The following is a 25660-nucleotide window of genomic DNA, read 5'->3' as shown; positions in this document are numbered from 1 at the left end:
TGCCGATCACCGAGCCAGAAGCGAACACCGAGAAGCTCATACGGACAAAACCTTGTGACGTGCGGAATCAGGGTGGCTGCGCATGCACACCTTGATGACGAGCTCCGGCGCTCGAATTTGAGCACCGAAGAAGGCGACGAATGGCGGGGCGCGTGCCTACAGAAAATCAATCAGCCAAGAAGCAGTCCATCGAATGTCAACCGGTTGACGCGATCACGGCGATCAATCGGTTTGCCGGTTCGGATCCGGAGAGAGTTGCGCTGAGGTACGGCGCAGACGAACTCACATATGAGGCGCTACGATCAAGATCAGATGCTCTTGCAATGGCCTTGGGAGAGCAGGGTGCTCGCGGCGCGGTTGTCGGCTATTGGGGGGAGCGAGACCTCGACTGGGCGACGGCGGTCATCGCAATTTTGAAGGCTGGTTCAACGTACCTACCGCTTGATCCATCGCAGCCGGCGTCCCGTACATCATTCATGATCGAGCAGAGCCGCTGCGCTTGGTTGATGGGCCGAGACCGTCCGGACTCGCTCAGCCTATTCCAGGGGAGCAGCAAGACAGCTCCGCAATTCGTAGCTATAGAGGCGGCACTGGGCCGGTTGCAGACCCCGTCCGTTATGCCATCGCCGAACGTGGATGGGCTTGCCTATATTCTGTTTACGTCTGGTTCGACCGGACAGCCTAAGGGCGCAATGATCGAACGCGCCGGACTAAACAATCATTTGGCGGCAAAGATCGATGCTCTAAATCTCACTCGGTCGGATTGCGTCGCGCAAACGGCATCGCACTGCTTTGACATCTCGCTTTGGCAGCTCCTTTCTGGGCTTTGCGTCGGAGCCTCTACATCAATCATCGATGATGCGACACTGAGATCGCCGCCATCGCTCCTCCGAGCAATTCAACGATGCGCCGCTACGGTCGTCCAATTCGTGCCGTCGATGCTGGCAGTGTATGTTGAATATCTGCAATCGCTTACCGAGGCAGAGCGAGGCATGGACGGCTTGCGGATTATTTCTACGGTCGGAGAACCTCTAACGCCCGGATTGGCGCGTGCGTGGCTTGCCTTGTATCCCCACGTTCCCATTCTCAATCATTACGGGCCGACCGAGTGCGCCGACGGCGTGACCCATCATCTGGTTTCCGTGCCGCCTGCGCTGGCTGATACTTATGTGCCGATCGGCAGGCCAATTCAAAACTGTGAGGTTTATGTCGCGGACGGACCGCGGCTCTGCAATGTAGGAGAAGTGGGCGAAATCTGTGTCAGCGGCGTCGGTGTTGCTGCCGGCTACGTCAATGACCAGGTCCGCACCAAGGATGCGTTTGAGCCAAATCCATTCTCAAACCACCTGTCCTTCCGGCGTCTATATCGGACAGGTGATCTTGGGCGCCTCCGTTCCGACGGCCTTTTGCAATGTCTCGGTCGACGGGATCGTCAGGTCAAAATTCGCGGGCACAGAATCGAGCTGGGAGAAATCGAAGCTCGTTTGTCCGCTCATCCCTTGGTGCATGGCGCGGTCGCAGTCGCCTCTTCTTGCGCAGGTGTAAAGCTTACGGCGCGAGATATAGCTGGGGCGGAGGCGCAAGCCGACTCGCGGCGGCTGGTTGCGTATGTGACGGCTCCAGCTGAGCTGGAGGAAAGCGACCTTCGGAAGTTTCTTGCCGAGGCACTCCCCGGTTACATGCTTCCGGAAAGAATCATCCACGCCAGTGGTATTCCACTGACCAGGAACGGAAAGGTCGACTTTTCAGCATTGCCTGACCCGGGGAGTGTTCGGCCGGTATTGTCAACGCCCTTTGAGGAGCCGCAATCAGATCTGGAAGTCCGGCTACGTCAAATCTGGTCCGGCATTTTGCGTATCGAGAACATAGGTGTGAATGACCAATTCATGAGCCTCGGCGGAGACTCGCTCCGGGCAATGCTCATCTTGGGACAGTTGCAGACCTTGCTCGGGGTGAGAGTGGATTTCAGGCTGGTCCTGAATGGGACGATTCGATCTCTTGCCGCTTCGATCGAGGCTCGCGTCGAGCCCCACCCATGCACAGCCTTGACATACCGAAAGCTTGACCGATCACCTCTGACGCGACTCCAGGAGCATCTTTGGTTTCTGGCGCAGCTCGATCCATCTGCCCGGAACTACATCATTCAAGGCGGGCTGCGGATTAAGGGCAATATCGATTTAGCTCGGTTCAATCGCGCCTGGACCGAGGTCATTCATTCCCACCAGGCACTTTCGGCGCGCTTTATCGACGAAGACGGTCCGGTTCAATGCTTTGATGGTCCGCCATGCACCAATCTTGAATTGATCGATGCATCTCATCTCACCTCCTCCGAAGCTGAGGAGCTCGTCGCGCAGCTTCGGCGAACGGAGCTGAAAGACAATTTCGATCTCGCACAAGGCCGCTTGTTTCGTGCGCGCATGGTCCGGTTTGGTGCTGGCAATCATCTCATATTGATCACCGCTCACGAAATCATCCTCGATGCCTGGTCGATTTCTGTTCTGCTCAGAGATCTTCAGCAGAGATATTTAGATGCCGCGGCGCCTTGGCCAGGGAACCGTGCGTCACTCTCGGGCTACGCCGCGTGGGAAAAACAGCACATTTCTCCAGGGGCCCTGGAGAACCAACGTCACTATTGGCGTCGTCAGATTGGTGATGATCCGCCGGTGCTTTCGCTTGGAAGGGCGCACCCCCAAACAGTTTCATTCCGCGGCGCCTCGCATCCAGTGCTGCTTGGCAGCGATCTTTCCAGTCGGGTAAGAGAATTCGCGTGCCAAAATAGCTGCACCACCTCGACAACACTACTGGCGTGCTTCCAGCTGCTGCTACGAATGTATAGCGGTCAGGACGATATTGTCGTCGGCATGCCACACGCTGCACGAGATCAACCAGGCAGCGCCGACATCATCGGCTTTTTCCTGAATATGCTGCCGATCCGTGCGGCGATCGATGCCAGTCAATCCTTTGCTGCTCATGCCAGGCGCATCCAGGGTCTGGTCAGCGATGCCATCGCAAATGCGGCCTATCCATTCGGATGGATGGTCAGGGATACAAGGTTATGTCGCGAACCGGGTCGATCACCGATCTTCCAGGTCATGTTCAACATGTATTCCGAAGCCGCTGAACCGGTTGGTCGGGATGAGATGGCTCTGACATTCCGCGAATATGACACCGGCTATGTCAAATTCGATTTAACGCTGTACGCGCAAGATCACGGCGATGAAATTGCGCTCCAGTTGGCGTATGCGGAAGACATCATCTCGAGTGATCTCGCTGCCCGCATGGCCAACAATCTGCGGTGTCTGATTGCCGCCTGCGTTGATGAAGCGCTTGCGCCCATTGAGGAACTGAGCTGCCTTAGCGCCTCAGACCTCTCTATACTGGGTTCGCTGGATGGGTCGATCCAGCGATATGAATCCGAATGTCCGCTTGCCGAAGCCTTCGAGCAGATCAGCGTCTCTAACCACGGCAAAGTAGCATATTTTGGCGAGTTCGGGGAGGTCACGTTTGACCAGCTGCGCGCGCGCGTAGCGGCAATCCGCTCGCTCCTGCAGGAGATGAAAGTGGGGGCCGGCGATCTGGTTGCCGTGCTTGTTGACCGGTCGTCGGACGTTGCCGCTGTCATGCTTGCGGCGCGAGGCTTGGATGCTGTTGTAGTGCCGATTGCGCCGGATTATCCGCGTGACCGGATCCAACATATGCTGCGAGATAGTCAGGCAAAGCTCTTGATTCACGCGAATATCACGGAGCCTGGCTTTGAGATACCTTCGATTTCTCTGTTGGCCTTAGAAACGTGCAAATTGCGGAGGGATGATTCCGTCCCCCGCGACAAACCGACAGATCACCAAATTGCGAGCCTCATATACACGTCCTCCTCCACAGGTCGGGCGAAGGGGGTTCTTATACCGGAAGCGGCCATTCTCAACCGGCTGAACTGGATGTGGCGGTGCTTTCCGTTCGATGACACTGACGTCATGGTTGTCCAGAAGTCCGCCTGCCTTGTTGCCTCCGCTTGGGAGTATTTTGGTGGGCTTCTGAGAGGAGTGCCTACGCTGATCCTCACCCAAGGGCAGGTGCTAGATCCGGATCTGTTGTTGTGCAGTTTGGCAAAACATCGCGTGACACGCTTTTTTGCCTCTCCGCCACTTCTGTCCGGTCTCATCAGGTCCCAGGAGCGGCAACCGCAAAGGACCGCCTTGCGACTGGTCACAAGCAGTGCCGAACCAATGCCTTCCTCGCTGCCCGCTCGCTGGCGTGAGGCTTTTCCGGGCGTGCCGTTGTGGAACTTCTATGGTGCGACGGAATGTGCGTCCAATGCAGCCGTGCACGAAACATCGGATGCGGATGACAGCTCGGCGCTTGTCCCAGTGGGGCGGCCAATCGACAACGTCAAACTCTACGTGCTCGATTCACGATTGAAGAGAGTGCCTGTCGGAGCTCCCGGCGAACTGTGCATCGCAGGCCGCTGTCTGAGCGCTGGGTATTGGCGGGATCAAGATCGGACTGGCCGCTGTTTCGTGCCGAATCCGTATGATGGCGAACAATACAACGTGCTTTATCGAAGTGGGGACATCGCACGCATCTCAACCAGCGGCCTTCTTGAGATATGTGGCCGATCGGACAACCAGATCAAGGTGAGGGGCTTCCGCATCGAGCCGGAGGAGGTCGAAGTTGCCCTTGAGTCTCATCCCGCAATCGCAAAGGCCGCGGTCTTCGCAGAAGGCACCGATGACGATCGCCGCTTGACGGCGAGCGTGGTGCCCGCTCGCAAGAATCTCAGCTCTGGAGAGATTCTCGCCCATCTGCGCAACAAGCTGCCATCTGCGATGGTTCCCGCGGCCTTCAGGTTGGTTGACAGTGTTCCCATGACGACGAGCGGAAAGATAGACCGTACTCGCCTATCCTCCGTTCCGTACCGCGAGATCGAAACCCGTCCATCTGCTGAGCCCCGCACCAGGAACGAGCGAGTTCTTGCTCGGATCTGGGAGGATCTACTAGGGGTCAGGGGGGTGGGAATCGACAGCAGTTTCTTTGATCTCGGCGGCGATTCTCTTCTGAGCGTGCGTTGCGTCACGCTGGCGTGCAAAGCCGGGCTGAATCTCACCGTCAACCAACTCTATCGAACGCCGACCATCAGGGAGTTGGCGGCCGGGGAAGCGGGGGCAGCCCCCCACAACATAGCTTCCGCGGACAGTTTGCTGCCTGTGCCCCCCATCATATCGTTTTGGAATTCTCTTCTCGGTTTTGACGAGCATTTTAACATCGGCGATCTGTTCTTTTTGCGGGGCGGCATCCTGAACGTCAAGATCCTGGACCGCGCTCTCGCCCATGTCATCGAGAAGCACGAAAGCCTCAGGCTGCGCGTTGCTCGAACCCAAGATGGACTACGGCTGGGGATTGGGACTTGTCCGACTGAGCGCATCGTGGAGGAGATCAATCTGGTCCAAATGACCGGCCCAGACCAGCGCAGGACGATCGAGATCGTCTCGGCAAAACGTCAACACATGTTCAGGTTTGACGGTCACACGCCTCTTGTTCACGTCGCGGCGTTCCGTACTTCGGAAAGCGGCGATTACTATCTGCTGGTGCTGATGCATCATTTCGTAGCGGATGGGATGGGCTATCGGCTATTCCTGGAAGCGTTGGAGGGCGCATACAACACTCTTGCTGCAGGCCATGATATGAATGGCCCTGAGACCGTACAAAGGCTCTCTTCCTGGTTGAAGCGCCTCGAGAATTACGCGGACAGCGAAGCACCAAACGAGCTCAAGTACTGGGAGGGTATTGACTACGATCAATTCAATCTGCGTGTCAGCGATGCGTCATCGCGCGGCACGAGTATTGACGAAGCAAGGTCGAGAGAGCTTCACGATGCGAATCTCGCAGGTCGTCGGGAGGATGTGAACGGCCGTTCGCGGGTAGATCGAGCCAAGTACCATCTTGAGATCGACGCGGAAGCGACAGCGGGTCTCCTTAGTATTGGAGCAAGATCAGCGCATTGTCAGGACTTTGATGTGTTTCTTGCTGCCCTGTCCGGTGCGTGTGGAGCCCTGTTCGGCAACTATTCGCTCTGGATTGATAGCCTGAGCTCGACACGAGGTCGGCTGTTTGACGATTTTGATCCATCTCAGGTCATTGGCCTTATCAGCGAGCTCGTTCCGCTTCCATTGAAGGTCACCGGAAGAGAGACGCGTTCCGACCGCGCTCGTCTCATATACCGGCAGCGCAATGCGCTGCCGCGTGGAGGAATAGGCTTTCGGGCCCTGAAATTCCTAAACCGAGATCCAGCCTTGCGGTGTCGGCTCGATCGCCTGCCACTTCCCAGAATTGGGGTGAATTATCGCGCCGGTCTGCAGCGTCATTTCGCGCGCCGCTTTCTGGACACAGACCCTTCTCCACTCTGCATCGGCGAACACATGCATCAAGCAGCGGCGATCCACCTCTTCTGGTTCGAGGTCGGATTTCAATCGGGCCGTCTACAGATCGACACCACGTATGATCCGAGCATGGTCGATTATGATGCGACCCGGCGTCTTTGCACGGTCTTGCAACAGGAGTTGATGCAGACGATCGATGAATTCGTAGAGCTGAAGACGGCGTGAATCATGGATAAGCGTAGTCCGGAGCTCGTCGTCAAAAGCAATCGCGATGCGATGCGGAAGAAAAGCCGGCACATCGATCTATCGGATCATAATCTCACGAGCCTTCTCCTGCGGCTCGCTATTCCATCTGTTATCGGCTTGTCGATCAACGCATTGCAGCAGCTCCTTAACGCGATCTTTGTTGGCTCACTCGGCGCGCAGGCGATTGCAGCTGTCAGCATGACGATGCCGCTCATTGTCGTGCTCGCGGCCGTGGGAGAGGGGATCGGTGTGGGTACCGCCTCCTTCATATCTCGTCATCTTGGTGCTGGTAATGCGTTGGAGGCTGGTCGAGGTGCGAGTACGGCGCTCGCCCTCGCCGCTCCCATCGGTGTGATCATGACCATCGTCCTGCTTGTAACCCTACGAGGCATCTTCGTCGCGCTTGGGGCAAGTCCAACCATCCTGCCCATCGCGCTCGACTACGCCGCGATCCTCTTGCCGGGCTCTACTTTGATGCTCCTAAACATCGTCAGCGGCTTCATCGCAAGAGCTGAAGGCAACACGCGATTCAGTATGTGGACGATGCTGACGGCTTTCATATTGAACGCCTTGCTTGATCCTATTTTCATTTTCTTGCTAGGCTTGGGTGTGCGAGGCGCAGCGTTAGCGACGCTGATATCACAGATCGCCGCTATAAGCTTCTACATCGTGTATTTTACCAAGAGGCTCGGCACGGTGCTCGTCAGGATATCTCAGGTCTCGTTACGAGTAGATCGCATCAGGCAGCTCGCGCTCATTGGGGCGCCGGCGACGACGACAAGTATCTTAGCCGCTCTTGCTGGTATGTTCTTGTACGGAGCTGCTGCGCGGTTCGGTGACGATTTCGTCGCGGCGGTGGGAATAGCTGTAAGAATCTTGACAATCGGCGCGCTGCCTATCACCGGATTCTGTATCGGCTCTCAAGCTGTCCTGGGGTTCGGTTGGGGCGCGCGCGACTTTGCTCGTGTAATGAAGGTTGCGAAGTTTATGCTGTCTATCACCGTTGCGCTTTCCTTTGCGTATTCCGCAGCCGTTATCGTTTTCGCCCGGCCGTTGGTCAGGTTGTTCAGCAATAGCGATGATGTCACAGAAATTGCCGTCTTGAGCTGCATCGTCTTTCACCTGTTTTTTGGATTTTACGGTATTGAGAGTTTCGTGATGACGATGCTTCAGTCGCTGGGGAGAGCACGCCTTAGCGCGGTGGTCTCTTTCGCCAGGCAGGGGTATCTCTTCATACCAGCGGTACTTCTATTTCCTGTCATATCAGGCTTCAGTGGGGTTTTGGCCAGCCAAGCCATCGCTGAGCTGGGCGCCGGAATGATCGCTCTGTTCGTCATCTTGCGCCAGTTCGCCGAGCTCAGGCGAGGTGGACCGGCCATTCAGCCAGGAATCGAGAGGGCTCCTTGACTTGATTGGGCATCTCCGGGCAATTGATGCATTCCTCGCGGGCAGCCAGCCGTCATCCGTTCCGAGCTGGTTGCCGAAGTTGTCGCCCTCGTAGGCGGGACCGAGGGTGGCTAATTCCGCGGGACGATTGAGCATAGAGTTCACGTCGAGTGAGCCGGATCGTCGAAACATTGCTCGGTATAGGGGTTCGACTTGGGCACTGCGCCTATCACTGTCCAGGTACGGCGTCGCCTACCTGCACAATCAGAGCGCCGAGCGCCCGTTCCCAAAAGGCCGGGCTTGGTGGCCCGAAAACACGCCCCTCTTGCGGGAATGAATGCGCTGCATCGTGGACGGGTAGGATAGTCTTCTCCCGGCCGACATCTTCGGAAGACCTTGAACAGGTCAAAAGGAGCAGGCTGCGGGCTGCAATTCGAGACGTAAGAGCAGGCCGCCTTTATCGCGAGAAACCGGTCCGGGCCTGAAAGCGCCCCGGAGGCTCACGACACCGACGTTTTCTCGTCCCAAGTTGGTACAATATTTTTCCCAGTCACTTGCGCCGGCGTTACACCAACAAGTTCTTCATACAGACGAGGATCAGTCGCGCCCTCGGTGTTGATCAGGAAGACCCGAGCATTCTGTCCAAGTCCGGTCATGGACCGCGATGTCTGGTTGGAGGCAACTTTCAGCAGTCCTGCCAGACCTGCGCCGCCGCTTTCCCCAGCAACGACAGCGGGATCGCCATCCACAGGGTTTGCCAAGAGCTTCATGACGCTGATGGCGTCCTCGTCGTCGACCGTCATAAAGGCATCGGCTGCGCGCGAAAGGATGCGCCATGCGACGAGGGACGGATCGTAGCATTCAAGCATCGCCATCACTGTTGGCGCCCCATGCTCCACCTTGACGGGATGGCCAGCTCGAGCGCTTTCAAACAGGCACGCCGCTCGCGAAGGTTCGACAACGGTAAAGAATGGCCTGTTGTCAGCAGCCAGAACCCGGAAATGTCCTGCAATTGCAGCAGCGACCCCACCCACGCCGGCTTGAACGAACACGTGGGTCGGAGGCTCGGATAACTGACGCAGCGCTTCGCTCACGAGAGCGGTGTATCCCTGCATCACTATGCCGGGGATCCGCTCGTAACCCGGCCAGGACGTGTCAGATACTGTGATCCACCCCTTATCTGCGGCAACTCGGGAGGCTTCGGCGACGGAGTCATCATAGTTGCCGCTGACGCCGATCGTTCGCGCGCCAAAGCGAGCGATAGCCGCGATCCGCTCGTCGCTGACGCCCGAGTGAACGAATATGACGCACTTCGCACCAACCAGCTGGGCACCATGCGCGACTGATCTGCCGTGATTGCCATCGGTGGCGCACGATACCGTCATCCCCCGCGCTACTGCAATTACTTCGGGCAATCGGAGCTCGGACGCGTCAAGGACTCGGCCGAGCCTCCGACCTGCTTCCTCCAGCACAAGGCGGATCACGGCATAGGAACCCCCCAAACCTTTGAAGCTACCAAGCCCGAGCCGATGGCCTTCGTCCTTCAGGTGGATCGAGGCAACCCCGATCTCACGAGCAAGGCCCGGCAGCGAGACGAGCGGCGTTGCCTTGTAATCGTCTCGATGCGCAAGGAAGCGCTCTACTCCGCGCGCTCCTTCGACACTGAGCATCTCGGCATCGGAAGCTTCCAGTGGCGCGCGGTAATCGGTGTGCCGGTTGAGAAGCAACATGGTTCGACTCTCTTGCGTCTCTGCTGACGCTTTATCACAAACCTCATTTGCGAGAATAACATCCATGCATTCTGCGGCCACTTATGCAAGAGTGGATCGCTCCGGCTTCCGCTGTCGGAGAGCCTGCGCGACGCTCTATCCGCGACATCAAGCTGGGCTATTCCTGACAGTTACTACGTTCGATTCCGGTTATAGTCACCGAGCAAGGCCTCGTTGGCGGTATGATCGGGTACATCGTCCTTCCACCGGACGGAGCCAAACGGACGCTCTAGCATGCGCCGGATACGCACGGGCTCCGGTCCCACGTGAAAGGACGCAGCTTGTCGATCTAGCGCGCGTTCTGAATGCGTCGAGCGATTGCGTTGACGCAGATAATCAAGCCACGTGGGGCAATGGTAGCGTTCTGTCCACAGTTCAGGATCAGCGATATCGCGAGCGATCGACCAGCCATACGCGCCATTCCGCTTTCGGAACAGCTGCACATCTTGCATGACGTTATGAAAGGCCCGCGCATTCTCTTGTGCCACGCGGTATTCGATTTCAATCACAACCGGTCCGCTGCGATGGGTGAGCGTTAGCCGAACCTCAGGATGCGCAAGCGCTTCAGCATCCTCGCTTCGCGGGTTTATGCGAGGCATACGGAGCCAAAGCCCCAATAGTGGAGAAATTAACATCAGCACTGCTGATATCAAAAGCGCTGTGTCGACACCTGCGGCATCGGTCAAATGACCCCAGCCCCAGCTACCGACAGCAATGCCTCCTGAGCTTGCTGCTTGGTAGGCTGCAAGCGAGCGTCCTGCGACCCAGCGCGGGGCCGACAGCTGCACGCCAATGTTGAAGAGGGCCCAGGAGATCATCCACACGGCACCGGCAAGGACAAGAGCGGCCGATGTGAGAACCAGCTCGTGGCTCAACGCCACGGCGAGAAGCGCCCCACTCATGGACAGTGCGCAGGCGCGAATTGCGGCTTCACCGCTCAAGCGCTTTCGTACTTCAGGTACATATAGCGCTCCAATTACCGCGCCAAGTCCGAACGCGCTGAGAGCTATCCCATAGATCCGTGCACCACCTCCAAGGAGATCACGGGCGACCAGCGGCATTAGCGCGATGATGGCGCCTCCGATCACGCCGGTGATCATGGAACGAATCAGCACGATTTTGATCGGGGGCGAGTTAGCGATGTAGCGGAGCCCCGAAACGATGGCGCGGTTTAGTTTTTCTGGCGGAAGATATGACGGTTCGGAAATTCGCTTCCACAAGAACAGCGCAAGAAGTAAGGGTAGATATAGCAATGCATTTAGGGCAAACGAAGCGACTGCGCCGGCTGCCGCTACCACTATCCCGCCGATCGCCGGTCCCACGCTGCGCGCGATGTTATAGCTAATGCTGTTCAGCGCGACCGCAGCTGGGAGTGCTTCCGCCGGCACTTGCTCGCTAACTGAGGATTGCCAGGCAGGATCCATCAGAGCCACGCCGCTGCCGATTACAAAACACAGGATTAGCAACGAGTCTGGCGTGACCATCCCTAGCCAGGTAAGTGCCGTCAGCGCGGTCGCACCAGCTAGCGACATGCTGAGCGCGAAAAGCATCACGATCCGCCGGTCATACATATCCGCAATTGCGCCTGCGGGCATCGAAATCAGCATGACCGGTAGCAAAAATGCTGTCTGCACAAGCGCAACTTTGTCCGCCGACGTTGTCATCTGCGTCATCGCCCACGCTGCGCCGACGCTCCGGATCAGCGCGCCCAGGTTCGTAAGGAGGCTCGCAAGCCAGATACGCCGAAAGGTGAGGTGGCGGAAGGGCGCTGTGATACCTTCAGTGCTAATTGGTCGAGGCTTGAGAGGAGTCATCTAGCTTGCTGCCCTACCCCGGATGGTGCGACGAATGAGGACAAAGAGGGGCTGATGGCAAACGGGAAGTCCGCCGTCATTCGACTTGCGCTGCTTAGATGCAAGAGAGACCTCAAAATAGTCAGGTTCGCGCCAAGGGTTCCGCCTCGCACGATCCCGACCTGACGAGTAAACTTTGCTCTTGCCCTGCAAGTGCGCGCTTTCTCGACACGGCTCATTCCGTAGTCACTCCCTGCAAGATGCCACCAGCAAAGGCCAGATGCCACTCAACTGACCCAGAGGCCTTATCCTTTCGCCGCTTGTATTGATTCAAAAAGTTGATTTCCTCGTGACAGGTGCCGCCGAGCGAGCCGCGGCGGCCTTGCCCAACTGAAAGCCGATCTTCTCAGATCTGTCCAATGGCCAGAAGCGACGTGAACGCATATAGGTGAGGCCATACTCTGAAGCGCTCTGAATATTTAAATCGCGCGTAGCCGCTTAGAGCACAAAATCGAAGGAAACTTGCAGCGTTTTACTCGCACTGCGCGACGAAAAAGGGCGCTAGCGATGCGTACTGGCCAAGCCGACATCTCTCGTTGGTGAGCGTTTGCAAGTTCATCGGACTGAGTCATCCAGCTCGCTCGCGCCACGAAGCGCCCACAATGAGCGGTTGGTGTTGGTAGCCTGGAGGTGACGCCACTCAGTTCAAAGTTATGCGCGCCAATGCGCGAAGACCTGCGCTCGTTTCATAATGGGTACCGCGACGCCTTGCACGGCTTGGTGATGGAGCAGGTAGGCGGGGTCCATTGGTGAGACACTCAATCCTCAGACGGTGCCTCAATTGGAATAGCAAATCCGGCTTTTACCCGGTCCATGACCACCATGGTCTTGAAGCCCTTGATATCGGGGTTCTCACGGAAAAATCGCCGCGTGAACTGCTCATAATCGTCCATGGTGCGTGCGGTTATGTATAGGACAAAGTCAGCATCGCCTGTGACGTAAAACCCATTGACGACTTCAGCGGATGATTTGATCGCCTTTTTGAACCTGTCGATTATGTCCGAGCGTTCCCGCTCCAATGTCACCAGCACGAGCATCTGAATAGGTCTTCCGACCGCCTTGGCCGAAACGATCGAAACGTCCGCCTCGATAATGCCGTCCGACCGAAGCCTCTTTAGCCTGCGTTGACAGGCGGTAGCGGAAAGCCCGGCCAGTTCGCCAATCGTCTCGGATGTGAGACGGTTATTTTTTTGCACGATCTCCAGGATGTGAGCGTCGATTCGGTCGTACCTCATAACAGGCTCCAGGCTAAAGAGGAAATTCTGCAAGAGATCGTGTGTTTCCGCAGAAAAAAATCTCAGATCCGTCAAATGTCGTCGAAAAACACTCTTTGTGACATCAGTATCGTCGATCTAACGGCAATTACAAGAAATATGCTGCAGGGCTTGCAAAATGCCCTTCGAAAGGGCCTTCGTCCCGTAATGCAAACTTCTCTAAGAAGAGCGTCAGCTGAGCGCACAGCAGTTGGTGTCGCTCCGCAGCAGTTGGGGCTTCGACGAGGACTTGAGCTTGGGGATGCATCGATGCATCTCGGCGTCTCGGGAGGAGGTGTCGTTGGATCGGGTTGGTTTTACGCTCGGGTGAGCTGCGCGGAACGGCTTTGGTACCCTGAATTCGCTCCGCACAAAGCTGCGTCCCGTCCTTAAATGCCACGGCACTTCGCGGTGTGTACTGCGTGCGCCCTGCTAAGAAACGACGTCTTTCATGCGGCCCCATCTGGTCGGCGTCAATTCGGGAGCGGTCGCAACAACTGCGTCATAGGAAGGCTTTCGGAAGCAACGTGCCAAGTGGTCACAGGGCTTACCTAGACAATAAATTGCGGGAACCGAGTTGCCCGGCACTGAGGGGCGCATCACCTTTCGAAGGCGACTGCAAATTCGCTTCGGCTCTGTCACAACCGACGTGCTCCCGCCCCGATATCGGCGGGAGTATGGACTAGGATCCACTGAACAGGATCAGGGCAGCGATGCGCTCAGCCGAGTGTTGCTGCGGTCTGTCATAATGACATCAGCGATCATTTCAGCTGTAACAGCGGATAATGTCCAGCCGAGATGGCCATGGCCAGTATTGTAGAAAACATTCGGGCGTTTGCCTCGGCCAACCCTCGGCATCATGCTAGGTGTCATAGGACGCAAGCCCGCCCATGGCACCACCTGCGCGGTGGACACATCCGGAAACGATCGCTCTACCCATCCTATCAGGGGCTTAATTCGATCCCAGCGGATATCGCGGTTTTCGCCATTAAACTCGGCGGTCCCCGCGACCCGGAAGCGATCTTCTCCTAACCGGCTGGTCACGATCTTGGTGGCCTCGTCCAGCAGGCTGACACGAGGCGCGGCCTTTTGGCTCGTCTCGTCTCCCAGCTCTACCGTGATCGAGTACCCCTTCACGGGATAAATGTTGATGTTGTCCCCCAGCATTGAAGCAATGCGGCGGCTGCCGACCCCTGCGCAAACCACTACGCGTTCGGCATTGAGTTCTTCCTTCGACGAACCTGGTTTCCAGTGTACGACCACACCGTCTCGGTCGGACCGCATGCCGCAGATCTCCGCATCAAAGACGAAGCGTACGCCCCCTCGCTCGCAAGCCGCAGCGAGGCCGCGCGTAAACTTGTGAATGTCGCCGGTTGAGTCAGACGGGGTAAAGAAGCCGCCATAATACTGATCGCGCAGAGCTGGCTCTATTGCAAGCATTTCAGAGGGCGTCACGGGACGGCGATCCAATCCGCCCTTGAGCAGCAACTGATTCACGCGAGAGGCCGCATCGAACTCGAGCTTGCTCGAATAAACGTGCAAAATTCCTCGCCGCTCCAAGTCGAAATCGATGCTCTCCCGATCGGCTAGCTCAAAAAGATGCTCGCGAGCGGCTATCGCTAGCTTCGTCGTTTCGATCGTATTTTGGCGATAGTTTCGAATCTGGCTTACGAACTCTGCCAGCCAAGTATATTTGTGAAAACTGGGCCTTGGGTTCAGCAACAATGGTGCGTCTTTGCGCAGCATCCACCTCAAGCCTCTTACGATCGTTGCGACGTTATTCCAGACCTCGGCATTGCTTGCCGATAATTGGCCCCCGTTCGCAAACGAAGTGTCCATCGCCGGATAGCGCTGGCGATCCAAGACTGTAACCGAATAGCCGCGGCGGGCCAGGGCATAGGCAGTTGTAACTCCGGTGATACCGGATCCAATAATGACGACCGTGCTCATCGTGTGCTCCAGGACAGGGTTGAACGAACGGTGAAATGGCTTTCGCCCTCCCTCCGTCCCCAAATCTGTCCGTGCACCTGAGAGCTTTATCCGCAATCCACGTGGATCGCGGTCCCCTTCGGTGGGTGCTGACTGGCACCTCTCTCCAGATCGTCCTCGGTGTGCGGTCCTGGGCCTGAGAGTTTCCTTGGGGGGTTGCTCCGTCGGCGGTGATAGGCCTTTGCAGGCTTATCGCGCTCTCCCGCACACCATCATCAGACATGATAACACTCTCAGACGTACTCACGACCTGTCAAGCCGCGATGAGTCGTCGGACCAAAAAATCGGCGGCGTAAGCGACGGCTTGATGTTTTGCCCTAGCTCCCCCACCCAGATTAGCAGGTGGTTTCTTGCCGAGTACTATGCTGATCTCGCTTTTGATCATTGCATTGCTCGATGCCCAGTGGTTTCCGGCGAGCTATCCCCGGCTAGCGCAGAAATTCTGCGAGATCATCTAAAGAACGCACAATGTTGGCGCGGCGACGCTCTAATAAGTATGCGGTGGGTGTATGAACCTAGAAAGCTGTCGCTGGCATGCATCTCTTTCGAAGTCGAGCCAAAATGGAGGCTTGCACGCCTGACGCGGTTGCCCTGCTCGATGAGCGGCTCTTCAAACCGCTTGCGTCGACGTCTCTGGCCCATGACGGCAAGATTCGCCCGTGTTCGTCGCGCGGGCAGGTTAAGTTCGCTGCTGGTCCGGCGATCCGCTGCCGCCACTATCAATCCGCGCGAGTCCAGGTCGCTGCTTCACCAGGCAGGCCAGCGGACAAGGGGACTCAGAGCGCGAGCAGCGCCGTTGTGGCTCTGTCCCAGTTGATCGCCTCCCGCGCGCCCGCTCTCGCCGTGCAAGCTCGGATTTTGGTTCAAAGAGCATGGTGGTTTCCGAGAAGTCCGAAAAGACGACCGCGCCAAGTTGAAGATAGACCTCTCACGCTCTCGATCTGCTTTGAACTCGGCGGAGGACCTCGATGAGGCACGCCGTCTTTGTCTTCTGCGTCAATCAAGAAAAGGACCCGGTCGCTGGGCACGTTCTCGACGCTCTCAAAACCGCATGCGCTCCTGTTACAACGAGTTTCGAACTCGATGGGCACTCGGTGCTCGAAGTTGCTGGCTTGCATGACGCCAGGATTTCGATCGTGGCCACGAACGAGGTCGTAAGTAACGACTATGCGCGCTACGCGCCAATGTTTAATGATCGCTTCGGTGATGCCAACGTTATTGGCATCGTGAACTGGCACGAGGGCGCTAATGCGCCAAACGCGATCTTCTCGGTTCAAACGACGGGCGATCTGGGCACCGGGACCTTCAGCGCGGTCGATCCCCGGATTACCCGGGGGCTTCTTCTAGCGATCGAAGCCGAGCGGCTCACTTCCGGTCTTGACTCTTATCGCACTTACCTGGAAGCGACTCATTGGTCCGGCGTCAAGGCTGGTGATGCTGGTACCCGTCTCGCTGACCTGCGACCTTCGGCTGTCGATGTCGAGATCGGAAGCTCACCCGAAGATTGGGGAAATCCTATTGCAGCTCGAGTGCTGGCGCGATCGCTACTGGGAATTTTCGATCGTATTGAGGAACCGGTGCACTCCGTGCTCTGCATCGGAGGTGTTCACTTCGAGCCAAGCTTCACGAACGCGGTATTGCAGTCGCGCGATCGCCTCCCGATCGCGGCTAGTCACGTGCTACCAAACCATTGGCTCGTGTCGGATGGCTATGACCAGGAAAGTCGTTTGATCGACCTGCGAGCTTGCGTGCACTCGATTGTCGGCGGGATCCAAAGCATCGTGTACCACGATAAGCTGAAAGCGCCTTACAAAGGTGTTGCTCGCCTGCTCGCGGAAGAGCTCGGTGTTCCCATGCTTTCGCATAAAAAATTACGCGCGGCTTTCCCGAAGGATATTGTCGAATGAGCGCGCGAAGGTGGCCATCTGCTGTCGGATCGGCATCTAAATTGTCGGTCGTCCTGCGATTGACGTGTTTCTCTGGAGAAGAGCGATGAACGGTATGGGGATTGGTTCGATAAGGACCATTCAGTATGATCCGTTTCCCCGGATCGAATACGAGGACCGCGTCGAGCGCGCGCGGCGTCTGATGAAAGAGCATGCCATTGACGCGCTTTTGGCGACGTCCGAACACAATTTGCGATATTTCACTGGCGAGCCTAGCACGACCCCGTACCAGACGACCCGGCCACGATTTCTTCTCATTCGTTCGTCGGGTGACCCCGTTGCCGTCGTTCCGGAGGGAATGGACCAGTTTTATAGAGACACGACGTGGGTAAAAAACTGCCGAAGCTGGCCGAGTCCAAATCCGAAAAATGAGGGTGTGTCCGCACTTGCCGAAGCGTTGCGCGAGTTACTGCCAGAGGACGCCAGAATCGGCGTAGAGCTTGGTGCGGAGAGTAGGCTTGGCTTCCCCGCAGGTGATTTCTTGCGTGTTGCGGATGCGATCAAGCCTCGAAGGTTCGTCGACGCATCGGATCCGATTTTCACGCCACTGCGAATGATCAAGTCTCCGCTAGAGATTGGCAGAATTCGAACTGTATGTAGGCTTGTTTCGGAAGCATTCGAAAATTTAGCATCTAAACTGCGTCTGGGTATGACGGAACGCGAGGCCTGTCGCCAGTTCGAATTCGAATGTTTCAGTCGCGGTGTCGAGAAGACAAGCAAAATAGTGGGTGTTTCTGGGCGCGGGGGATATACGCGTCCTTACGGTGTTCCGACCGACAAAATTCTGTCGGACGGAGACGTGCTGTTTATTGATGCCGGCTGCCTGTTCGACTTTTATTGGAGCGATTTCGATCGACACTTTGCTTTCGGTGCACCTGATCCGCACACCCAGGATGCTTATCAGGTCGTTTGGGATGCCACTGAAGCGGGAATTGCCGCCGCTAGACCTGGCATTCCGATCTGTGATGTCTGGGGCGCAATGTCGGCCGTACTAAATGGCTCAAACAATCGCGGTAAAGCTACCAACATCGGCCGAATGGGACACTCCATGGGCTTATGGATGCCAGAGCTACCGTCTGTCCAACCGGATGACAAGACAATACTAAAGCCAGGCATGATCATTAACATTGAACCGAGCACCTCATATCCCTCATATTTCGACGGATCACCTAAGCTGATGCTGCATGAAGAGGTGGTCGTCGTGACCGAAACTGGCTCGCAGTTGCTCACTTCTCGTGCTTCGCGAAAAATGCCAGTGGTGGCCATATAACAAATAAGAAGACGGAACGTAGCAGAAAGGAAGGGCATGCCGAGCTCTCGCCGTAAGCCTGAAGCGGCCATGATGTCTCATTGGCGTTTTAAGCGTGCGTCTCAATGGCCGCACGAAAGTGTGCGATATCAGCGAGCCGGCCTAAGAGACTGTGGCAAATTGGAGTTCACGAGTAGAGTGCAGAAGCCGACACGGTCTGCGCCAAATAGTTGCGGCGCTCCTGCCATGACGTCTCTACATTTTGCTTATGGCTTACTCCATTGCGAAAAGGTCAGAATGCGAGCGACAGCAGCAAAAAGTGCGTGGGGCCGCTTCACGCGTGCGCACCGAGAGCCCGCCGCACGCTCAGGCGGTGCTGTATCCTTTAATGGATTCGGATTTTAAGGTCTGGCATGCATAGTGTTGATCAGTTTCGTGATTTGCAGGATGAGGTAACCGCTTGGCGCCGATATCTCCACGAAAATCCCGAGCTCGACTTTCAGGTACACAATACGGCGCGGTTTGTCGCCGAGAAGCTCGCCTCGTTCGGTATCAATCACATCGAAACGGGAATAGCTGAAACCGGCATCGTTGCATTGATTCAAGGGAAGGGTGGAGATGGTCCCACCATCGGGCTGAGGGCCGACATGGATGCGCTGCCCATCCTCGAGGCCTCAAACAAGCCGTGGTCCTCGAAAGTGCCCGGTAAAATGCACGCTTGCGGGCATGATGGTCATACGGCCATGTTGCTGGGCGCTGCGAAATATCTCGCCAAGACACGCAATTTCAAAGGCTGCGTCGCCTTGATTTTTCAGCCGGCAGAAGAAGTGGAGCTTCCCTCCGGCGGCCTGAAAATGGTCCGGGAAGGAATCATGGACCGTTTCAGCATCTCGAAAGTCTTTGGGATGCACAACGCGCCGGGCACCGAGATCGGCAAGTTCAGCATTTGCGATGGACCGATCATGGCCTCACAAGACGATTTCGACATTGTCGTGAAGGGGCGGGGCGGCCATGCGGCCAAGCCGCATGAGACCATCGATCCAGTCGTAATTGCTGCACAGATCATCGTCGGCGCGCAAACTCTGGTGTCGCGCACCACGAATCCGATCAACTCGCTTGTCATTTCAGTGACTAAGTTGAACGCCGCCAACGCCTACAACGTCATTGCCGATGAAGTCGAAATGGCCGGCACTGTTAGAACTCATGTTCCGGAGCTGCGAGACTTTGCCGAACGCCAGATCATGGCGGCAGCCCAGGGTATCGCGCGCGGATTCGGAGCGGATATCGAGTTTAAATACCGTCGATCAGTCCCGGTGACCTTCAACCACACCGAAGAGACTAATCTGGCGATCAGGGCGGCACGCAGCCTGGTCGGAGCCGCTTCTGTGCACGAGAATATCAAACCAGGTATGGGGGCCGAGGACTTTGCCTACATGCTGGAGGCCCGGCCGGGCGCAATGATATTCATCGGAAACGGGCCGACTGCCGGTGTGCACAACCCGGCATATGATTTCAACGATGAAGCGTTACCTTATGGCATAGGCTATTGGGTGAATTTGGTCGAGACATTGCTGTCTATCTGAATCACCCGGTCTGTCTCGATTGATCTCGTCAACCAAAGGCTCGGCGAGCGGCAAAACTACAGCAGATAAAATGCGGCTAGCTTAGATTAGTGAACCAACTGCGCTTTAATTACAGAGTGCAATCACGTGGCTCGCTCGATTTTACCCGTAGCTGACTTTACGGCCCTGCTTCGATGTATTTGGGCCATGCCGGAGAGGCGGTTTGCGTCCCCCGACGTGAATTGATTTCTTGGGGTTGCCTGATGTTGGAGAGCTTAGAGCTCGTGTGTGATAGTTGGCTTATTAAGGTCCGACCTTGCCGATCGGAATACTGCAATTACTCTTTCGATGTCGCCCGCACTGTGGGCGGCACTTACCTGCATGCGGATCCGCGCAGCGCCTTCCGGGACAACAGGATACGAGAACGGAACGACGAGAATGCCATGCGTACGCAAGAACTCAGCAATCTGGACCGCCACTGCCGCGTCCCCGGTCATCACGGGCACAATTGGGTGCTCGTTGCCCAAAACTTGAAATCCCAGACCGATCAACCCTTGTCGTAGCTGACCAGTGCGAGCAGAGAGATTTTGCCTGAGATCGTCTGCGCTTTCTGCCAAGTCGATTGCGGCCAATGAACCCTCGCAGATTGCAGGCATCAGTGAGTTTGAAAAGAGGTATGGGCGCGCACGCTGTCGCAACCAAGAAATGATCTCGCTACGGCCCGAGACGTACCCTCCAGATGCTCCGCCAAGCGCTTTGCCGAGCGTGCCGGTAAGAATGTCAATCTGATCTTCGAGCCCGTACAGCGCTGGCGTTCCACGCCCTTCTGGGCCGATAAACCCCACAGCATGAGAGTCGTCGACCATGACCAGGGCGCCGTAGCGTTTTGCTAGCTCGCAGATGCCTGGAAGATTCGCGGCAGCGCCATCCATGGAAAATACGCCATCGGTCACAACGAGCACTGTTCGGCAGTGACTTGCCTCGCGTAGAGCGTGCTCTAGTTCATTCATATCATTGTTGGCATAGCGAAGTCGCTTCGCTTTGCAGAGCCGAATTCCATCTATGATGCTTGCATGATTCAGGCTATCGCTGATTACCGCATCGTCAGTGTCGAGTATGGCCTCAAACAGACCGGTGTTCGCATCGAAGCACGAACCGAATAGGATCGTGTCTTCAGTGCGAAGATAGCTGGAAATCCTGCATTCAAGCGCTCGATGAACCGAGTGCGTTCCACAAATGAACCGCACGGACGACATTCCAAAGCCATGCCGTTCGAGACCCGCATGCGCGGCGCACACCAGTGCTGGGTGACTGGCTAGACCAAGATAGTTGTTCGCGCACATGTTCAGGAGCTGGCGCTCGCCAAGTGCGCGCAGGTGTATATGCGTCGACTGAGGCGAGGCGATCTCTCGCTCGACTTTCAGGAGGTTTCGCGATGATAGCTCATCGAGATTGTCGCGTAGTCGCTGACCAAAGAGCGAGCGCATGGTTCATTTCCGATCAAGGATAAATGATAGCAGTCGACCATGCGGGATCCGCGTGCTTTTGCCAATAGAGATCCATAAGCCGGCGGGTGATAGATCCGACCTGCCCCTTGGAAATCTTAGTGTCGTCGATGCGGGTCACGGGCATGATACCGCCGGCTGTGGAGGTAATGAACACCTCATCAGCCTCTTTGATAGCGTCACGGCTGATTTCGCAAGCGGTGGCGCGGAGCCCAATTTCCGTGCAAAGATCGAGGACCGTTCGACGCGTGATACCGGGCAGTACGCCAAAAGCGGGTGTCCTCAACGATCCATCGTTTACCAGGAACACATTGAAGCCTGGTCCTTCCGCAATATGCCCGTTCGCATCTAAGATCAGCGCCGTTTCGGCGCCCTTGTCGTAGGCGTCGAAAAGACCCTGCACGAGATCAAGCCAATGGTAGTTCTTGATCGTGGGATCGACTGAACTTGGCGGGATGCGGACGGTCTCGCTGATCGCGACGTGCAAGCCTCTTTCCAATTGCTGCTTGTTGGCAACGGAGCCATAAGGCACAGCAAACGCGATGAAACGGTTCTCTGCTTGGCGAGGATCACGGCTGAATGTCGGAGATGAACCCCGCGTGCAGATCATCTCAACGTAAGCCGATTTATGGCCGGACAAGGCTACACAATGCACGAGGATAGATGCAATTTTTTCGCGACCGAAAGGCAGCTTCATGCGAAGACGTTCAACCCCTGCCAGAAATCGGTCAAGGTGCAGATCCAATCGGAAAAACCGTCCGTTCCAGACGTGTACTGTGTCGTAGGTTGCGTCCGAATGCAGCAGACCCCAATCGAGCACCGAGATCTTGGCCTCGGACATCGGCAAGTATTGCCCATCCATAAAAGCGACTCCATGGGGGTAGCGCCGATGGTCGATGTGATGCTGATCGATTGCTGAAATCACGGGTGAGAGCTCTGTCATCGGACTCATTGGCAATAGCAGGGGGTGGGACGACGAACGAATTCTTGCTTCGGGGAAACGAAGATCTCGGCCATGGTGCTCCATCAGGCTGAGGATCGGAACGATGGACCTAGTCACGTTGAATGCTAGCAGCCTTGCGAGCCGTATTCCCTCGATGTGGTGCCTCGTCTGGCCTAAATTATGCGTCTGGACGGAATACGTGGAGCTTTCGTACAATAAGAACGTGGCTAGGGCGCCGAGCTCTTCCGGTTTCGGCTCTTGGGTCCTGAGCATAGAAGTAAAGTCGCGGCTCCAAATCTTTTGATACCAGGCAATTTCGCACGTCAGTGTCGGGTGCATTTGAGCTGACCGCAGGCACTCTGACGTCGGATCTTTCGATGATACAGTGACGCTGCACTGCTTCGAGCGTCGTCTTCGATATGCTCCGTATTCGATCAGGAAGTGACCTCGTGGACCGCATGAGTTAGGCCGCGCGAAACACGTCGCATAGAGCCAGCTATCCTCTCCGACTCAGAATGATTGCGAGGACATGCTTGTATTTTCCTTGCGCAGAGCTGGTCCGCGCTCCGGATTCGGCACCGCGTTGCCTTGCGCGCTCGTGCGCTCATCGGCCACCTTGAGCTGAACGACAGCCGAGTTGTGAAACCAACATGCAATAGAGCTGGAACGAAGATGAGAGGCTTTGGCGGCTTCTTCGATCGCCGTCAGATGGGAAGAAGTAATACTTCAACGGACAACTAGGAGGCGCAGGATTTCTGCTTATCAGTCGCCATATTCTTTAATTTCTGCATGACGGACGGATACTATTTATTCAATCGTATCGTCGGCGTGGCGTTGCGGTGAAATTGTTCAAATGTGTCGATTGCCTGCGCAGTCATAGGCGCTGTCCTCGCGGTCGAGCGAGGGTCGCACATGATGCAGTCCGGCCCGGTCGGCGGTTGAGGCCCGCGCGGCGAGCGTTCTGATGAAAGTCACGATGGGCGTAGTGCTGAAGGTGATCTCGATGCATCTTCTCCAATCGAGGCTCGGCTTCCTCAAGATTTCGAAGTGCTCCGCAATCACCACTGTGGCAGTCTGAATTAGAATTTAGATACGGGAAGAGCAATGGATCTTGAATTCACAGAAGTAGAACGGCGCTTTCGCGAAGAAGTGCGGCACGTCTTGCGTGAAAACATGTTGCCGGAGATACCGCGAAAATTGTCCGAAGGCCGTCAGCTCTCGAAAGAGGAGAAAGCTGCGGGAGCGCGTATCCTCAATCGCGGGGGCGTCCCGACTTGGCCTAAGGAGCATGGCGGAGCGGGGTGGACTCCGCTGCAACAGTACATTTTTGCGGAAGAGGTGAGGGCGCTTCCCGCGCGGTTCAAGTTCGGATACGGCGAGTCTCTGGTGGGCCCGGTCATCTATACCTTCGGGAACGAGGCGCAGAAGAAACACTACCTGCCGCGTATCGCTAATGCAGAGGACTGGTGGTGCCAAGGTTTCTCTGAGCCGGGCGCGGGGTCCGATCTCGCTTCACTCAGGACCAGAGCGGTACGTGATGGCGGGCACTATGTCGTCAATGGCCAGAAGATCTGGACCACCTGGGCGCAATACGCTGATTGGATCTTTTGCTTGGTCAGGACGAATCCGGATGTGAAAAGACAGCAGGGGATCTCTTTTCTTTTGATCGACATGAAGACGCCAGGCGTCAGTGTGCGTCCGATACAGTTAATCGACGGCGGTCACGAAGTAAACGAGGTCTTCTTCGATAACGTCCGTGTTCCGGCCGAGAATCTCGTCGGCGAGGAGAACAAGGGGTGGGACTATGCCAAATTTCTACTCGGCAATGAACGCTTCGCAGACGCCGGAGTAGCCATTTCCGAGGAGCGTATCCGGCACGCCAAGAGACTTGCCGCGCAGTGTTGCCTCGGCGATGAGCGACTAGTCGACCAAGCCGCGTTCCGCGAGAGGGTCGCCGCAGTCGAGGTCCAACTGAAGGCCTTCGAACTGACGCAGCTTCGCGTCGTCACTAATGCATCAAAGCAGCAGAAGAGCTCGCACGACCCTGCAAGCTCCATCCTTAAGCTCAGAGGCTCGGAAATTGAGCAGATGACAGCCGAACTGCTAATGGATGTAGCCGGCCCTTACGCGCTTCCCTATTTCTCGGAAGAGGAATTCGAGAGCGGCAGTGAGCCATCAATCGGCATTGATTGGGTCACGAGGGCCGCGCCTACATATTTCGGAAGCCGAGCCGCCTCGATCTATTCGGGCTCCAACGAGATCCAGAAGAACATTATTGCAAAGGCGATCCTCGGCCTCTGAGGTTCAATGGCCGCTGGCGCGACCCAGGTTCAGGAGAATATTACGTTGGACTTTGATCTTTCCGAGGAGCAGCGGCTTCTCAAAGAAAGCGTCGAGCGGCTGCTGTTCGACAGCTACAGCTTCGACGACCGCCGCAGGTATCAGGCGGAGGAGCGGGGATATAGTGAAGCGATGTGGTCACGCTATGCCGAACTCGGTCTTCTCGCGTTGCCCTTTGCTCCAGAATATGGCGGCTTCGGCGGCAGTGCGATCGATACCATGATCATCTTGGAGGCCTTCGGCGAGGCGCTGATCCTCGAACCCTATTTCGCGACCATCGTCCTTGCCGGCGGTATCCTCAGGCACGGGGCGAGCGAGGCGCAGAAGACAAAGATTATCCCCGCGATCGCGGAGGGCCGGATGAAATTGGCTTTCGCCTATGCTGAGCCGCAGTCGCGCTTTGACCTTTTCGACATTAAGACGCAGGCTAAGAACAATGGCGATGGATGGATCCTGAATGGCGCGAAGGGCCTTGTTCTCCACGGCGACTCGGTCGACGAGTATATCATATCGGCACGAACAGCCGGAGAGACGCGGGACAAGGATGGGATCGGCTTGTTCCTGGTCGATGCCCATGCGTCAGGTCTTACATGCCGCGGCTATCCGACCCAAGACGGCCTGCGTGCGGCCGAGATCACGCTCGAGAACGTGCACGTCGAAGCCGCCAATGTCATTGGTGACCCGGCAGGAGCGTTCCCAGTTATTTCGCGAGTGGCTGACGAGGCGATTGCAGCAATTTGCGCAGAAGCCGTCGGCTGCTTTGCCAAAATGAACGCCATTACTCTCGAATATCTCAAGACGCGCGAGCAATTTGGCAGGAAAATTGGCGACTTTCAGGTCTTGCAGCATCGGGCAGTCGACATGCTCGTCGAACTAGAGCAATCCCGGTCGATGGCCATGTATGCCGCAATGATGATAGGCGAAGCCAAGACGACCGAGCGCGAGCGCGCAGTTTCGGCGGCAAAGGCCCAGATTAGTCGCGCGGCGAAGGCGATCGGGCACCAGTCGATCCAACTCCACGGTGGCATCGGAATGACGATGGAGTACAGCGTCGGTCACTACTTCAAACATGTCACCATGCTAGGTGCCTCGTTTGGCGATACAGACTTTCATCTAAGGCGACTTGCGGCTCTCGGAGGACTCCTCAGTGAAGCGATGAATTGAAGGGCAAAATTGAGGCGCTGGCGTGAGTAAACTTGTCAAGCCGGCACTCGTGTTCCAGTTGAGGCTTCACTGGGCAACCGT

General features: G+C 56.5%; 13 protein-coding genes and 2 riboswitches. Of the genes, 7 read left to right on the top strand and 6 right to left on the bottom strand.

Annotation, left to right across the window (positions count from 1 at the left end):
- The first annotated feature begins 140 nt into the window (after nt 1-140).
- Both ACVWZ4_RS05495 and ACVWZ4_RS05490 read left to right on the top strand, forming a co-directional pair.
- Nucleotides 141-6599, top strand: coding sequence for an amino acid adenylation domain-containing protein (locus ACVWZ4_RS05495; RefSeq protein ID WP_456763504.1), 6459 nt, complete (start codon nt 141-143; stop codon nt 6597-6599).
- 3 nt (nt 6600-6602) lie between these two features.
- Entirely contained in the window at nt 6603-8027 is a 1425-nt protein-coding gene (locus ACVWZ4_RS05490) for an MATE family efflux transporter (RefSeq protein ID WP_456701603.1), read from the top strand.
- 479 nt (nt 8028-8506) lie between these two features.
- Here the strand turns inward: ACVWZ4_RS05490 and ACVWZ4_RS05485 are convergent, their stop codons facing one another.
- The 4 genes from ACVWZ4_RS05485 to ACVWZ4_RS05470 all read right to left on the bottom strand — a co-directional run bounded on the left by ACVWZ4_RS05485 (nt 8507) and on the right by ACVWZ4_RS05470 (nt 14831).
- Nucleotides 8507-9736, bottom strand: coding sequence for a diaminopropionate ammonia-lyase (locus tag ACVWZ4_RS05485; RefSeq protein ID WP_456701604.1), 1230 nt, complete (start codon nt 9734-9736; stop codon nt 8507-8509).
- 173 nt (nt 9737-9909) lie between these two features.
- Nucleotides 9910-11589 (bottom strand): MFS transporter, encoded by a 1680-nt coding sequence (locus tag ACVWZ4_RS05480; protein WP_456701605.1) that lies wholly within the window; start codon nt 11587-11589, stop codon nt 9910-9912.
- A 797-nt stretch (nt 11590-12386) separates the two neighbouring features.
- A complete protein-coding gene (locus ACVWZ4_RS05475; RefSeq protein WP_283046457.1) occupies nt 12387-12863 on the bottom strand; it encodes an Lrp/AsnC family transcriptional regulator in 477 nt (158 codons plus the stop codon).
- A gap of 720 nt (nt 12864-13583) precedes the next feature.
- A complete protein-coding gene (locus tag ACVWZ4_RS05470; protein WP_456701626.1) occupies nt 13584-14831 on the bottom strand; it encodes a D-amino acid dehydrogenase in 1248 nt (415 codons plus the stop codon).
- Between the two features lie 63 nt (nt 14832-14894).
- A riboswitch (glycine riboswitch) is annotated at nt 14895-14982 on the bottom strand.
- A 3-nt stretch (nt 14983-14985) separates the two neighbouring features.
- A riboswitch (glycine riboswitch) is annotated at nt 14986-15085 on the bottom strand.
- 753 nt (nt 15086-15838) lie between these two features.
- Here ACVWZ4_RS05470 and ACVWZ4_RS05465 point away from each other — a divergent pair.
- The 3 genes from ACVWZ4_RS05465 to ACVWZ4_RS05455 all read left to right on the top strand — a co-directional run bounded on the left by ACVWZ4_RS05465 (nt 15839) and on the right by ACVWZ4_RS05455 (nt 19648).
- Nucleotides 15839-16777 carry a D-aminoacyl-tRNA deacylase gene (locus tag ACVWZ4_RS05465; protein ID WP_456701627.1) on the top strand — a complete coding sequence of 313 codons (939 nt, stop codon included), beginning with the start codon at nt 15839-15841 and terminating at the stop codon, nt 16775-16777.
- 85 nt (nt 16778-16862) lie between these two features.
- Nucleotides 16863-18086, top strand: a complete 1224-nt coding sequence (locus ACVWZ4_RS05460) for a M24 family metallopeptidase (protein ID WP_456701628.1) — start codon at nt 16863-16865, stop codon at nt 18084-18086.
- 392 nt (nt 18087-18478) lie between these two features.
- Nucleotides 18479-19648 carry a M20 aminoacylase family protein gene (locus tag ACVWZ4_RS05455; protein WP_456701629.1) on the top strand — a complete coding sequence of 390 codons (1170 nt, stop codon included), beginning with the start codon at nt 18479-18481 and terminating at the stop codon, nt 19646-19648.
- A 254-nt stretch (nt 19649-19902) separates the two neighbouring features.
- Here ACVWZ4_RS05455 and ACVWZ4_RS05450 read toward each other — a convergent pair whose 3' ends face one another.
- Both ACVWZ4_RS05450 and ACVWZ4_RS05445 read right to left on the bottom strand, forming a co-directional pair.
- A complete protein-coding gene (locus tag ACVWZ4_RS05450) occupies nt 19903-21114 on the bottom strand; it encodes a glycine C-acetyltransferase (RefSeq protein ID WP_456701630.1) in 1212 nt (403 codons plus the stop codon).
- A gap of 13 nt (nt 21115-21127) precedes the next feature.
- Nucleotides 21128-22084: an aminotransferase class IV gene (locus ACVWZ4_RS05445; protein WP_456701631.1), complete on the bottom strand. Its 957-nt coding sequence runs from the start codon at nt 22082-22084 to the stop codon at nt 21128-21130.
- 1095 nt (nt 22085-23179) lie between these two features.
- On the opposite strand from ACVWZ4_RS05445, the gene ACVWZ4_RS05440 reads away from it, so the two are divergent.
- Nucleotides 23180-24376, top strand: a complete 1197-nt coding sequence (locus tag ACVWZ4_RS05440; RefSeq protein ID WP_456701632.1) for an acyl-CoA dehydrogenase family protein — start codon at nt 23180-23182, stop codon at nt 24374-24376.
- 45 nt (nt 24377-24421) lie between these two features.
- Entirely contained in the window at nt 24422-25579 is a 1158-nt protein-coding gene (locus tag ACVWZ4_RS05435) for an acyl-CoA dehydrogenase family protein (RefSeq protein ID WP_456701633.1), read from the top strand.
- The last annotated feature ends 81 nt before the right edge of the window (nt 25580-25660 follow it).

Source organism: Bradyrhizobium sp. USDA 4472 (assembly GCF_054058595.1).
Note: the sequence above shows the minus strand (reverse complement) of the source record. Positions and strands in the feature narration are given on the sequence as shown.